Raw genomic sequence first — 13,421 nt, forward strand, 5'->3', positions numbered from 1 at the left:
TTAGATCTCCCCGTAGACAAAGTTGTTGTCAGCGTCTTTGAGTTGTGGGTGGTGCAAGTCTTTTTCAGACATGATCAAGTGATCCGTGCTCATTGGCCAATCGATACCCAAATCTGGATCATCAAACGCGATACCGCGGTCAGCGTCAGGTGCGTAGTAGCCTTCAACTTTGTAGCAGAAATTAACGTTGTTCGTTAAGGTAATGAAGCCATGCGCGAAGCCCTTTGGAACGAGCAGTTGGCGATGGTTGAACTCAGATAAAATGTAGCCTTCCCATTGGCCATAAGTAGGAGAGCCTTTACGGATATCAACCAAGACATCTTCAACAACACCGGTAACCACGCGAACTAATTTTGTTTGTGCATCTTTACCGTATTGATAGTGTAACCCGCGCAAAACGCCAGCTTCTGCGGATAAAGATTGGTTATCTTGGTTGAAGTCGTTGGTGATGCCAGCTTCGATGAACTTCTCACGGGTGTAGGTTTCAGTGAAGTATCCACGATTGTCGCCGAATACGTCGGTTTCAACTAATTTGACGTCTTGTAACTTTGTTGGAATGATCTTTAATGCCATGATTATTTGGCCTCCTGCTTAACCAGTTGTAATAAGTATTGCCCGTATTCAGTCTTCTTCAACGGCTGAGCGAGTTTTTCGACTTGTTTGATATCGATATAGCCCATGCGATAGGCAATTTCTTCCAAGCATGAAATCTGCAAGTTCTGTCGGTGTTGAATGGAAGCGATGAACGCAGAAGCTTCTTGAAGTGACTCATGCGTCCCGGTATCCAACCAGGCAAACCCGCGGCCTAACAATTCAACATCCAACTGATCCCGACGCAAGTATTCTTGGTTGATGTCTGTAATTTCAAGTTCACCACGTGCAGAAGGTTTGATGTTCTTCGCGATTTCAACAACGTCGTTATCGTAGAAGTACAAACCCGTTACAGCGTAGTTCGAAGCGGGATGTTCCGGCTTTTCAATGATGGACTTGGCATGCATGTTTTCATCGAAGTCCACAACGCCAAAGCGTTCTGGATCGTTGACGTGATACCCAAAGACTGTCGCACCAACTGGCTTAGAAGCAGCGCGTTGTAACATCTTCGACAAGCCGCCACCATAAAAGACGTTATCGCCTAAGATCAAGCATACAGAATCATCCCCGATGAAGTCTGCGGCTAAGATGAAGGCTTCAGCCAAGCCATTCGGATGTTCTTGGACTTTATATTCAAGGTTCAGGCCTAATTCATGACCATCGCCAAATAATTCTTCAAACCGTGGTAAGTCTTTAGGCGTTGAAATCAACATGATGTCTTTGATTCCCGCCAACATTAACGTGGACATTGGATAGTAGATCATCGGTTTGTCATAGATCGGGATCAATTGCTTTGAAATTGCCCGAGTGATTGGATACAAACGCGTGCCGGACCCACCGGCTAGGATAATACCTTTCAAGAGAATTCCTCCACTGTTTTTATCTCAATGCCGACTACCAACAGATATTCCAATAGCCATTCAGACATCGATTAATTTCAATATAGAATTTAACCGCGACGTTGCTTGATAAAACTCGTAACGAATCCTAAAACGATTCGAGGACGAAGTAAAAGCAAGGTCCCTGCGTATACAATTATACCAACTGCAACATCTGCTACCAGTGTTAATATGCTCCGGCCCAGCATAATATCCACAAGCTTGACACAAATGAACATCAATAAACCTGCAGCGAAGTATTTCCATACTTCAGCAAACAAAGACTTAATAGAGATATCTTTTCGGACCGTGAAGATCTGATATGCCGTCACAACTGATTCTGCAATAACGGTGCTGACGATTGCACCCATGGTATGCCACATTAAAATCAGTGGAATGTTCAAGATAATGTTGACGACTGATCCCAAAATGACGGAAGTCGTGTAATCCTTCATCCGATTTGTAGGTAACAAATACTGAACGCCAATTGCATTTCCAATAGCGATTGGAATAACAACAATCGCCTCGACCGCCATCAAATTCGCAACAGGCATAAACTTTGCACTGAAGAAATAATACGTAAAAGTAGTGGAAACCGCGGAAATACCGAAAGCCAGTGGAAATGCGATCACAAGGATCAAATGCATAGTCGTAATCAAAGAACGTTTGACTGCATCGTGGTGGCCATTGGCAAAATTATTGGCCACGTGTGGCAACATCACTGTACCTGTGGCAGTTACGACTGCAAGTAGCATTTTGACAATTTTATCCGAATTATCGTAAAAGCCAGATGCCGTAACGTTGACTAAGAAGCCTAACATGGTTTTGTTCAGTTGCACATAAATTTGAATTGCGAGCTGTGGAATCAGCATCGCAATCGATGGCATAATATGTTGTCGAAAATCAAGTTGGCTGAGCTTCGGCAGATGATGAACGTATTTCTTGAGATATGGCCAAAAAGTCAAGTTACCTAAGAACTGAGATCCGGCTAAGATACAAATATATAGTAATGTATCCCCAGAGTTCCGTACCAAGGCGAAGATGAGCACCACAGATACAATTTTGACGAATGTGCTTCGCAAAACTGTGACTTTAAAGTTCTCCAGACCTTGGAAGAACCATGAAATATCCAATGCCGTACCAATTAAGGCAATACCCTGTCCAAGATAAAACAAGCGATACTTGCTTGACTGCCAAATAAAAATCAGATAAACGGCGGTAGAGATCCCGATGAAGACGAACCTCAGAATTGCAAGTTCCCAGAAATACCGGGATAACTTATCCGGATCATCCCGCACGTATGCAGTGCCCCTGCTACCATAGAGATTAATCCCTAAGCTACCAAGTAAGATAAAATATTGAACGACTGAGTTTGTGAATGCACTTGCGCCAACACCTGTAGGTCCAAGAACACGGTTAATGTATGGAACAGTGATTAATGGTACCAATAGAATAAATACTTGATAGCCAATGTTCCATAAATAATTCTTTAATACCTTCATTGAGTTCCTCAAATTTCTGCATTATATTTCGACAGCTATAATCCGATACCAGCAGCTTGTTTCAATGTTGGCTCATTAAGTCAGATGCCTGTCGAAATCAGTTGTGACTGTATCGATTATGTCCAGTCATACCGTCTACTTGGGCAACAAGTGGCATGATGCTACGATGCTTGAGCGACATCAGCACAGAAAAAGGTAATAGCTTTATCAAAAACCAGACGTACTGTCCGCGAGTATCCATACGCTTATTGAAAAGCACCAAGTTGCGCTTCATAAAATAACTTTGAATGCCACTTACTTTTCCGATCGAGCCATGAGGTTTGTGCAACGCAAACAAATATGGGATGCACTGTACTTGAAAGTCTGCCCGCTTGAACTTCAAGCACCATTCAGTCTCTTCAAAGTTCAAAAAGTACGGCTCTGGAATCATCCCGACTTGCTTGATGGCGCCCATTTGCACCATAAAGCATGCACCAATAATTGAATCAACATTGATTGGTTTGTCAATAGCGTCGGGCTTGACTAACGTAGAAAAGTGGACACGGCCAAGATATACCTTGCGCCCGTAGTCATTCGGACGATCCGGGATCTTCAACGCAGGGCTTGCAATAGCGCACTTTGGATGCGCGGACATATAGGCCCGAAGTCGATCGAACGTCGACTGCTCTACTCGTACATCACTATTCATGATCATCACGAAATCACTATTAAGTTCTGCAGCCCGCTTTATTCCAACGTTATTGCCGTATGCATATCCGCCATTAAACCCAGTTTCAATGACCTCAGCACCTGACGTTAGCTTCGAGCGTAACTGGTGAAGTGAATCATCGGTTGACTGATTGTCTACTACCAAGATGTTGACATTAGTCAAATTCATTGCGATTAATTCGTTGGCTAGTTCGATGGTATCAGCGGCACTATTGTAATTAAGAATGATGAAAGAAACTGTTTTAAGCGCTGTGCTATCATGCGCAACTGCCTCATTTTGACTCATTGCAATGCTCCTATCTTGGTAATCTTAGGCAAGTCCATATTTATTCTTTTTTTGCATCTGCACCAGATATCGATATAATCGCTGGCTCACAAGTAACGCAATAACTGAGAGTTTACGACTACGGGTAAATTCCTCTTCACGAAGGATAAAACCAATGTGGTGTTTAATGAATTTTACAACTTCGTAACGCGACGGAATGGACTGCCAATCAGGAGATTGAACAATCTTATCTAGCACATAGAAGTAGGCACTACAAACGCGCATTCGTGCTAAATTGGTCAGGCGAGGATATTCATGCTGAATTCTTTTTTCATTGGCTTGCCAAACTTCAACACTCGTCATATCAATTGCGGAAAATGGTCGAGTTGTGGCACTGCCACTATGACGGTTGTAAAAATACTTGTTAGCCGGATCATAAACGATTGTTTGTGCCTTATGCAAATTATCTAAAAGCACTGCCGCATCTTCAGCAATCTTCCCGACTGGAAAAGTGACATCATCAAACAACTTAGCTCGGTAAATTCGATTTTGCACGTTCACTGAAATTGCTTTAGCACGCAAAATCAATTCCAGCGTTGCTTCAGGTGTTAACACCTTTGCCTCGGAATTCACGCTTGCATCTACATGCGATCCGCGCCGAACCTCGGTCATCCCACAAATGGAGATATCTGCGTGATGCGACTCTAGATTGTTGATCAAGAAACTGTACATATCTGGCGCAATATAATCATCAGAATCCACAAATCCGATTAATTGACCCTCAACCATACTTAACCCAACGTTTCGAGCTGCACTCATCCCAGAATTCTGCTGATGTACGACTTTAACACGTAGGTCCTGTTCACTATATTGATCACAAATATTGCCGCTGGTATCTGTCGAACCATCATCAATCAAGAGCAATTCGAAGTCGGTAAAATCCTGCTTTAAAATCGAGTCAATACAACTCTTGAGATATCGTTCGACGTTATAAACGGGGACGATAATACTGAGCTTTGTCAAAGTTTTCTCCTTTGGTGATGATTTCTGATGTCAATTAGTCTTCGCGAGCTTGAAGAATCCGGACGGTATGCCGTAAGGCGGTTTTAAGGTCATACTGTGCTTGCCAGCCCAAAGCATTTAATTTCGAAGCATCAAGGAGTGCTTTCGTCGCTTTCGAGAATCCGGCAGTTTCAACTTTGTCTGGTAACTGCATGATCACTGATTTTCCAGAGATTTCTGCCAAAGTCGTGGCCAGTTGTTTCAGTGTCGTATCTAAAGCAGGCACAGCAACGTTATATGCTTCACCTGAGACACCTTCAGTCATCAAGAACAGCAACGCAGACACAACGTCAGCAACATAAGCGTACGAATAATTCTGATGTCCATCACTCTTCAAGACGATATCTTGTTCATGCACAGCATTGAGAATGAATTGTGATGACGCCTTTGAGTCGTTGAGACGCATCGTTGGTCCAAAGATGCGGCATAATCGTGGAATCACGATATCTAAATCATATTTAGCAATATAAGCCTGACACAGTGCTTCACTTACTCGTTTACTTTCTGGATAACCTGCACGAAGCGTATTAGAATCCAAATATCCAGAATACGATTCGTCGAATTTTTCAACATCTCCGCGGTTTTCCCCATATACTTCAACGCTTGAGAGGAACATCACTCGTGTCGTCGGGTGTTTGACGACGTGTTCGAGGACATTTTGAGTGCCCATCAAATTCGTCATGATGGTGCCGACAGGATCAGTCGCATAGGCTCTTGGATGTGTATTGCTGGCTGCATGCAAGATATAATCCGTATCAAGATTTTCTGGTAATGGCTGAGTCACATCGCCAACTACGAGATCAAACAAGGATGAATCCATGTATTCACCAAATCGTTCAACCAAATGTTCGCGACTTCTGCCCATTGCATAAATGTGAATGTTCGCATTTTCAGAGGTGTTTCGTTTCATCAATACGTCAATCAGAAATGACCCAACCATTCCGGAAGCGCCAATCACTAAAAAAGAATGCCCATCAATAGCATTCCATTTTTGATGACTATTGAGAACGTTCTCTAAATCAGTTTGATAAAAAGCGTTCTGAGTTAACATCATAGCTCTCCTTATTGTTGCTTCATCCGCAGATATGCCTTGAACAACGCGAGATCGTCGGTATTTGTTAACTTAATGTTTTTGTCGGAACCAGCTGCAAAATGAAGTGTCTCACCTAATTCAACCATCATTGTGTTGGTATAAGACGAATCAGTCATACCAATATTTTCTGCGGTTGCTTTATTGTATGCCCACAACAGCTTGTTATAACGGTAGGCTTGTGGCGTTCCGACACGACGCAAGGTGTTTCGATCGATATACTTGTCAGTCGTATCTTCTGTTTTCTTCACAAAAATCTGTTCGTTGTATGGTAAGGACGTGACCGCGTTACCGAATTCTTCACACTTCACAATAACATCCGACAATACCAATTCATCAACGAGCGGTCGAATGCCGTCGTGGATAATAATAGTCTCATCATCAGAGGCGTAATCTTTCAGAAATTGAACCCCATTGTTGATGGATTCTTGTCCTTTGCTACCGCCAGCAATCACCCACTTGACCTTGGTAATGCCGAATTCTTTGATGTATGCCCACATGGTATCTTCCCAGCCATGCTTACATACGACTAAGATACGATCGACTTGCGGATGGTTTTGAAACCCTTCAAGCGTGTAAATGATGACTGGTTTTTCGTTCACCAAAATAAATTGCTTTGGAATTTCCATGCCCATACGTTTCCCAACGCCACCTGCAATAATCAGTGCTGTAGTCATTATTTTCTCCTTAGTAATTGAGTTATTGTGAGTTCAATTATGATATTCGGTTACTAGTCAAGATGTTGAATATCGTTATCTTCAACGATTTCGTGCATCTTCTTAACGCTTGGTTCTTCTTCGTCATCAACACCGGCTGACGACATCTTATCAAACAAGATCTTAACGGTTTGTAATAAGATCTTCGCATCAAGAAATACGCTATAAGATTTGATATAAAGCAGATCAAATTTCAACTTGCTATGATAGTCCGAAGCATATTTCCCATAAACTTGAGCGTAGCCGGTGATCCCAGCACGGACATTATGTCGCAAGTAATAATGGGGTTCTTCAGCGTTGAATTGATCAACAAAGAATGGGCGTTCAGGACGAGGCCCAACGATCGACATGTCACCTTTCAACACGTTGAAAATCTGTGGTAACTCATCTAAGCGTAATTTTCGCAAATATTTACCGACTGGTGTGATGCGTGAATCATGGGCTTGAGCTAACATAGGACCAGATTTAGCTTCAGCATTCGCACTCATTGTCCGGAATTTAAGAATACTGAACTCCTTTTGATTCAAAGTGATGCGAGTTTGTTTGTAGATGATTGGACCAGGAGAAGTCACTTTAACCAAGATTGCAGTAACCAACATGAATGGTGAAGCAACAATTAATAACAGGATAGCAACAATGATATCAAAAACTCGCTTGAAAAAGGCGTTTTCAGGGGTCAAACGGAACCCGCGGATCCCCATCACGCTTTCATCTTCAAAGTTCATCAAGCTTGGGAAGAGCATCAAAATGTTGTCAAATGTTGACGTCAACATGATCTGCTTCTCATTTTTAAGCGCTAAATCCACAATAGCCCGCCGATTTTCATCTGAAAGGCTCTTCGTTAAGTAGAAAATATCAACTTGAGATAAGAGCTTCGTTGCATTGTCTACGAAATGATCCGTTACAACAAAAGTAACCTTGTGTTTATTGTTCTTACTGGAATTGAAGTTTTGAACGATTGCTGGCAACTCGTCTTCAGTCGAAAAAACCGCGACATGTTGATTGGGAGTCAAGCGCAAGTACATGTAGAAGACCAGTACCCGCCATATTCCAAGCACAACCACGCTAATCAAGAATGAGTAAACCAAGACCAAACGTGGAAAGGCAAACCACCGACCGATAAATGTGATCATAATTAAGCCAAATATTGTGAGTAATTGGCCAAGAACTGTCACAAATAGCACATCACTGACGCGCCGATTATAGTAAACGTACACACCTAATAAATAATTCACGAGAAGGAAGAGGATCGTGATGTAGATGGCCGACTTTTCATATGTATAAAAATTGACTTCAGGAATCGCACGCCCAAACCTAAAGTAGAATGCAAGCAAGACGCTCATGTTAAATAGTAAAACGTCCCCTAACATGGTCGCGTATCGTTTTAAACCGCTCCACGCAGTTTTTTGTTTCATAAGCCAACCCTCTCAGTAATGAATAATGAATTAATAATTGATTAATAATACAATTTGAGCGCAGAATCCGCACTTTGCGAATTATACCATAATCAGTAGGTCTAATCAAAAATGCGGTTACTCAGATGATAGCACATCTCAGTAACCGCATAAGTTTTCAGCTTCAAGCTTAATGAAATTTATCAAATTCCTGCATGCCGGTTTACAGGAAGCTTTGATACGGAATGTATTGGTGGTAAATACCGCCAACAATGAATATCAAGACGAAGATGAAGCCAACTGCGGCAACGGCACAAATCGTTCGCGCATATTTTGGCAACATCGAATAGACGATGGTTGGCACCAGAATCGTTTCCAAGGTTGAATAAATCGTGGAGAGACGCCCTGAAATTGTGGAGAGTCTTGCTAACCCCAACAACGTTAACGCAGCCAAAAGGTATAACGTTAATAACAGCCGAAAGACTTCTTTATCTCGAATAAACGCAGGCGAGATATCCAAGTGTTCCAGCACATAGAATCCCGCAATACAAATCATCACGTGCATCAACGTCACAGGCGAAAACAAGCTGCCGCCAACATATGCTGGGTTCGTGACATAAGGTGCATATCGCGGTAAAACCCTGACAACAACGACTGCAAGAATTTTCGTTGACACTGTTCCGGCTAAAAATGCTGCTCCTAAGAGAATGCAGGCCCATTTCAGGTTGATGTTCTTAAAGATGATGTAAAAAGGATATGCCAGAAGGAAAAATAGTGCTGAAATATGAATCAGCGACGCCAGTAAAACAACAACGGCAAACAATATCGGCTTTTTCTTGATGATCAGACTAATCGACAACATACAAATGGTACATACCATCGCTGCACGAATCTGCCCCATATCACGTAAAAAGTAAAATCGAGCAAAGTAGTACGCAATTGGAATAATTGCGGGTCGAAAGTATTGTCGGACAAATACGCAGTACAAGACCAAGGAAACTGTTGCCCAGATCAAGGTAAAGGCTTCGAACGGCACATGAATGCCGCCAAGGAAATTCTGGATTGCTAGGAATCCAGATTCCACTTGGCCTGGCGTATATTTCCCGGCATAGATGGCTTCATAGGACATATAATCTGCCCCCATCTCAAATCGTGTACCGGCAAAAATAATTAATACTGCGATTCCGATCCAATCCCACCATGCCGACATCGTGGCGCGTCCTAAAAACGCAAGGCCTATCAGTAAGGTCAAGATGATTAAGTAAACGATCACGGTTGTGCTCCTCTATTGCCTCAGTGGTGGACGGTGCTTAAACCGTCAACACACCACCTAGTACATCAGCTCCCACTTCTCGAAGTGCATCAACTGCATCTGTAAGTTGATGTTGATGTGCTTGGCGTTGTGGCACAACGAATAACGTGGTATCCGTCACGCGACCGATGAATTGAACGTCAGATTCACCGAAAGCTGCAGGCCCGTCCACAATCACAACATCGTAGTTAGCTTTTGCTTTTTCTAATAATTGCGCAAAACGAGGATTGCCCAAAACAATCGCTGAGTCAGTCGTGGCCTTACCAGCAGGCAAGTACGAAATGCCGTTCCCTTGCTTGATGGCAACCTTTGTGACTGCATCCAAATCATCGTCAGAAAGAATCAGATCAAAGAGATTGTGTTCAGCCACATCAGCAGTTGAATCTTGACGGGTTTCAGAGAAGTTGCCGTCAATCAGCAGCACTTGCTTTTGTAAGGTTTGGAAACTTTTTGCCAAGGCTAATGCCATAGCAGATTTACCTTCTTGTTCTCCGGCAGAAGTGATCAACAGACTGAATGACTTTTGATTTGAAAAATGAAATGCAATGGTGTTACGTAACTCACGGACTTGGCGGTCGAAGTCTGTTGCTTGAGGATCTTTTACATTAGTAGCCATATTTTCGCTCTCCTTTTGAGATACTGCTTACTTCGACACTTTGATTGTGCCAAGATATGGGATCTTTGCACTCTTCGTCAAGAATTCAGGATCCTTGACCGTATCATTAAAGATTTCGCGTAATGTTGCAATTGCCGCACCAATAATGAGGCCAATGATCAAACCTGCAATGGCAAACAGTTTGGCGTTTGGTTTAACTGGCAAAGCATCTTCAGAAGCTTCATCAGCAACCTTGACGCCTTGTGTCTTACCGATCACGGTTTTGACCTTGTCTGCAAAAGAACTAGCGACAGTATTTGCTACCTTAGCCGCAAGCTTCGGCGTCGCCGCTTCAACAGTCACTGAAAACGCACGCGAATTAGCGTTGTTCTTCACTGTGACCATTTTTTGCACGTCGCTAGATGTCAATTTAGGATATCCATTGGCATTCAAGTTGGTAGCAACAGTGGCATAAAGCGCTGAATCATTTAATAAATCATTATAGGTTGCCAACATTTGAGTATCATATTGTGATGCATTCAAGGCATCGCTGACGCTTTGGTCACCATTAGAACCGTTTTTATCAACGACAATTGTCGTACTAACGTCATAACTCGGTGCAACCATTTTGGCAGCGTAGACATACAATGCCCCGCCAAACACGATCATCAACCCGATGATCAAAAGCATATGATGCCAGATGGTATATCCTAGACGTTGCATACTAAGTAATTTTTCCATGATTCCTCCATACGATTGATGTACAAGATTGAATAATGCTATTTTTTCATCAACGGAACACCGTCCGCCTCAGCACTTTTAATGCCGCGTTTAGCGGAAATATCCGCCCATAAATATGGCATCAACTGCTTGAACAATGCTTTAGAACGTCCTTTGAGCCCTTGATTGGCGCTTCCCCAAGAGTTATCAAAAAGGTGTTGCATATAATTTGCTTCTTGGTTGCGGCTTTGATAACTGAAGTAATCGCGTGGATAAACAATTAAGTCAGAATCCAATTCCTGACGTTCACCATTGGTCTTAAAGTCTGGAAACGACTTTAAAAAGATCTTAGTCACAAATGGATTACTGGTCATATGATACTTATCATCATTCAGTTCAGGATACAGTTCTTCAGCATAAACCGATAGAATTGTCTTCAAGGCTGGATGGCCTGCCTCCGATCCAAAGAAGGAAGTCAACAGGCTATTATCATATTGAAATCCCCAAACCATCTTATGTTTCAGCAATGGGTCCAACGATTTCTTGACGATCATATCGGTATCAAAATAGAAACCACCGTACTGATATAATACTGCGTAACGCAACTCATCTGCAGCATAACCTAAATTTCCTTCGTGATACATCTTGCTACTGAACGCATATTGATCAATATCAAAATTCTTCTCGGACCAGAATTTAAATTCCCAGCCTGGCAACATCTCTTGCCATTCGTTGACGCGCGTTTGAATGGCATCAGGAAGTTCCGAACCAAACCAAGCATAATGGACAATTTTTGGAATCATCTTGCTCTCCTTAACGGCGATCAGTAAGCGCCATAATCATATAGTGGGCAAAGTAGTAACTTGCCTTAAAAATATTTAATCCTTCAAAATCACGATAAATATGCCACGTCCACGTTGCGGCTTGCATTTTGTTGGCGCTTAGAGATGTCTGATGCTTTCGATACTTAGCCAGTGGTTCTGTCGATACCCGATAAGCGACAATGTCTTCGCGGGTAATTGACAACCAGCAAGCGTAATCTTCGTGATGAATTTCAGGAAATTGGTGTGATACAGCAGTCTTTCGATCCAACATCACCGAAAGTAGTCCAATTCGATTACCTTTCAGGAGGTCGCGGTGAGTCAATGAGGACTCTGAAATCATGCGACTCCCAATATCATGCCCATCCTGATCGATCAACTCATAACTACCATAGGTCAATTGTAAACCTTGGCTACTCATCAAGGCATATTGTAACTCCAATTTGTTAGGTAGCCACAAATCATCAGAATCTAGATATGCAACATAATCACCTGTTGCTGCTTGAATCCCGGCATTTCGAGCAAACGCTACACCGTGATTCTCTGGCAACTGAATTAAGCGAACTCTCTTATCTTGCTGGGCAATGTTGTTAACGAGCTCAACCGTATTATCAGTCGATGCATCATCCACAACCAACAGTTCAAGGTCCGACAAAGTTTGTGTTAATACCGATTGAATGCTGTCTTCAATAAAGTGACTCCCATTATGCGCTGGCATAACAACTGAAACTTTTACTTTCACTGTAAATTCTCCTGATTGATCGAACAGCTACGTGAATTTCTATTTTTCAGAATCGCGAATGTGGCCGGGATGTTGTTCAGCACGATCTGGAACCTTCATATAATCACCATATGTTCGTGTCAACAAAGTATCATAACCGGTTGGGACAGAAATATGAGTCGTCTCGAACGGCATTTCGATTGATTCCTTAATTTCTTTCCACAAGTAATTATCTTTATCAAACGCGTATGGACCACCATAGTTAGTTAACGTTTCACCCGTTGTAGGCCGATTTACGCGCAAGAATCGCTCACGCTTTTGTTTAAGTGAATTCAGTGAGAAAAGCCTATACCAGCCAAACATCGGAAGGAAGATCCACCACTTCGCGCCAAAACTAGATCGGGAGCCCACGTGTCGGCGAATAATGGCTTTATTCAGCACCTTAAAATGCAAGAAGTCAAGATGCCGCTTGCGCTTATTCTCTGAAACGACATCCAGCGGGAAGACATCGATAAATAATCCTGTGATGCCGCTCGATTCATCCAAATATGCCGGATCATTACGTTCTGCATATACCTTTGCATAACTAAATGGATTTGCTACATCACCCGGAAGGAGTACATGCAACTTTCCAAGCTTTCCAGATTGTTTGTTGACGATTGCTCTGAGCTTCTCAAACTCAACGCGAGTCATGGCGACATCCATATCATCGTCCCAAGGAATAAAGCCTTTATGTCGGATTGCACCGATGGTTGTCCCACCTGCAGATATGTAACGAAGCTCATGCTGATCAAACTCTTTTCTCATCACTTCGAAGAGTTCTAAAATCTCTGATTGCATTTTATTCAATGTAAATACCCCTACCATTGACTGTTAACTTACAAGTTCTTCGTCAATAACCCTTATATTATACCGGACGAAGGAACGTTTCCCAACAAATTTTCATGATTGTTACAATATCTAAAAGAATCAAACAATTTGAATCGTCTGCCATCGAAAATTTCTGTAATCATAATCCGTTAAACCAAAAACAGATCACAATGCGA

At 42.4% G+C, this 13,421-nt stretch carries 14 protein-coding genes; all 14 read right to left on the minus strand.

All coding sequences use genetic code 11. The features are described from left to right. Positions 1-573 carry a dTDP-4-dehydrorhamnose 3,5-epimerase gene (gene rfbC / locus EKM92_RS07410; RefSeq protein ID WP_125709405.1) on the minus strand — a complete coding sequence of 191 codons (573 nt, stop codon included), beginning with the start codon at positions 571-573 and terminating at the stop codon, positions 1-3. A 2-nt stretch (positions 574-575) separates the two neighbouring features. After that, entirely contained in the window at positions 576-1,451 is an 876-nt protein-coding gene (gene rfbA, locus EKM92_RS07415) for a glucose-1-phosphate thymidylyltransferase RfbA (RefSeq protein ID WP_125709408.1), read from the minus strand. Positions 1,452-1,540: 89 nt separating this feature from the next. Then, positions 1,541-2,971, minus strand: coding sequence for an oligosaccharide flippase family protein (locus EKM92_RS07420; protein ID WP_125709409.1), 1,431 nt, complete (start codon positions 2,969-2,971; stop codon positions 1,541-1,543). Positions 2,972-3,068: 97 nt separating this feature from the next. Further along, a complete protein-coding gene (locus EKM92_RS07425; protein WP_125709411.1) occupies positions 3,069-3,965 on the minus strand; it encodes a glycosyltransferase family 2 protein in 897 nt (298 codons plus the stop codon). 24 nt (positions 3,966-3,989) lie between these two features. Next, entirely contained in the window at positions 3,990-4,967 is a 978-nt protein-coding gene (locus tag EKM92_RS07430; RefSeq protein ID WP_125709413.1) for a glycosyltransferase family 2 protein, read from the minus strand. A gap of 34 nt (positions 4,968-5,001) precedes the next feature. Next, the gene (locus EKM92_RS07435; protein WP_420812571.1) at positions 5,002-6,060 is read right to left on the minus strand and encodes an NAD-dependent epimerase/dehydratase family protein; all 1,059 of its coding nucleotides are present in this window, start codon (positions 6,058-6,060) and stop codon (positions 5,002-5,004) included. An 8-nt stretch (positions 6,061-6,068) separates the two neighbouring features. After that, on the minus strand, positions 6,069-6,773 hold the full coding sequence (locus EKM92_RS07440; protein ID WP_125709417.1) for an IspD/TarI family cytidylyltransferase: 705 nt from the start codon (positions 6,771-6,773) through the stop codon (positions 6,069-6,071). Between the two features lie 53 nt (positions 6,774-6,826). Further along, entirely contained in the window at positions 6,827-8,227 is a 1,401-nt protein-coding gene (locus EKM92_RS07445; RefSeq protein ID WP_125709419.1) for a sugar transferase, read from the minus strand. Positions 8,228-8,429: 202 nt separating this feature from the next. Further along, positions 8,430-9,479: an EpsG family protein gene (locus EKM92_RS07450; protein WP_191988950.1), complete on the minus strand. Its 1,050-nt coding sequence runs from the start codon at positions 9,477-9,479 to the stop codon at positions 8,430-8,432. Positions 9,480-9,516: 37 nt separating this feature from the next. Beyond that, positions 9,517-10,134, minus strand: coding sequence for a CpsD/CapB family tyrosine-protein kinase (locus tag EKM92_RS07455; protein ID WP_125709421.1), 618 nt, complete (start codon positions 10,132-10,134; stop codon positions 9,517-9,519). Between the two features lie 27 nt (positions 10,135-10,161). Continuing rightward, on the minus strand, positions 10,162-10,854 hold the full coding sequence (locus EKM92_RS07460; protein WP_125709423.1) for a YveK family protein: 693 nt from the start codon (positions 10,852-10,854) through the stop codon (positions 10,162-10,164). A 38-nt stretch (positions 10,855-10,892) separates the two neighbouring features. Further along, complete coding sequence (locus EKM92_RS07465; RefSeq protein ID WP_125709425.1) at positions 10,893-11,636, minus strand: glycosyltransferase family 32 protein; 744 nt, start codon at positions 11,634-11,636, stop codon at positions 10,893-10,895. Between the two features lie 10 nt (positions 11,637-11,646). Beyond that, entirely contained in the window at positions 11,647-12,396 is a 750-nt protein-coding gene (locus tag EKM92_RS07470) for a glycosyltransferase family 2 protein (protein WP_225420743.1), read from the minus strand. Positions 12,397-12,435: 39 nt separating this feature from the next. Beyond that, a complete protein-coding gene (locus EKM92_RS07475; RefSeq protein WP_225420746.1) occupies positions 12,436-13,215 on the minus strand; it encodes a LicD family protein in 780 nt (259 codons plus the stop codon). Positions 13,216-13,421 lie beyond the last annotated feature (206 nt).

It is taken from the genome of Lacticaseibacillus porcinae (genome assembly GCF_003946305.1).
Lineage (GTDB): Bacteria > Bacillota > Bacilli > Lactobacillales > Lactobacillaceae > Lacticaseibacillus > Lacticaseibacillus porcinae.

Bases quoted from the DNA above. Each gene is read 5' to 3' on its own strand.
- rfbC (WP_125709405.1), bottom strand. From the start codon at position 573: ATGGCATTAAAGATCATTCCAACAAAGTTACAAGACGTCAAATTAGTT.
- EKM92_RS07420 (WP_125709409.1), bottom strand. From the start codon at position 2,971: ATGAAGGTATTAAAGAATTATTTATGGAACATTGGCTATCAAGTATTT.
- EKM92_RS07425 (WP_125709411.1), bottom strand. From the start codon at position 3,965: ATGAGTCAAAATGAGGCAGTTGCGCATGATAGCACAGCGCTTAAAACA.
- EKM92_RS07435 (WP_420812571.1), bottom strand. From the start codon at position 6,060: ATGATGTTAACTCAGAACGCTTTTTATCAAACTGATTTAGAGAACGTT.
- EKM92_RS07440 (WP_125709417.1), bottom strand. From the start codon at position 6,773: ATGACTACAGCACTGATTATTGCAGGTGGCGTTGGGAAACGTATGGGC.
- EKM92_RS07445 (WP_125709419.1), bottom strand. From the start codon at position 8,227: ATGAAACAAAAAACTGCGTGGAGCGGTTTAAAACGATACGCGACCATG.
- EKM92_RS07455 (WP_125709421.1), bottom strand. From the start codon at position 10,134: ATGGCTACTAATGTAAAAGATCCTCAAGCAACAGACTTCGACCGCCAA.
- EKM92_RS07460 (WP_125709423.1), bottom strand. From the start codon at position 10,854: ATGGAAAAATTACTTAGTATGCAACGTCTAGGATATACCATCTGGCAT.
- EKM92_RS07465 (WP_125709425.1), bottom strand. From the start codon at position 11,636: ATGATTCCAAAAATTGTCCATTATGCTTGGTTTGGTTCGGAACTTCCT.
- EKM92_RS07475 (WP_225420746.1), bottom strand. From the start codon at position 13,215: ATGCAATCAGAGATTTTAGAACTCTTCGAAGTGATGAGAAAAGAGTTT.